This window comes from Rhodococcus sp. MurmanLake-1, assembly GCF_056945715.1.
Map to the genome: position 1 here is coordinate 1 of NZ_JBWZNF010000084.1, position 276 is coordinate 276.

Genomic DNA, 276 nt, shown 5'->3' on the forward strand with positions numbered 1-276 from the left:
GTTGTCTTTTATGAGGATGGTGTGGTGCTGGGAGGAGGCACCATCTGTTAATACGATGGGAATGAAGCGACGGGAAAGAAAGGGGTTTATTTATGGGAAGATTTTTTCAGAAGAAACGCTGTTACAAATTACTTTGGGGAGTACTGGCAGTCGTTCTGACAGCCGGAACCGGCAGGGTGATGGAAGTATCGGCGGCGGACAAAACAGCAGAAGAATGGGCACAGAAGGTAGAGAAAACATGGCAGGAGGCGGGAAGCAAAAAGTGTACCCGCAAGG

The 276-nt window shown here is 49.3% G+C and carries 1 protein-coding gene; it reads left to right on the top strand.

The annotated features are described in order from the left end of the window. Nucleotides 1-61 precede the first annotated feature (61 nt). Nucleotides 62-276: hypothetical protein (locus AC2ETI_RS32745; protein ID WP_483635067.1), on the top strand; the 215-nt coding region annotated here is incomplete at its 3' end.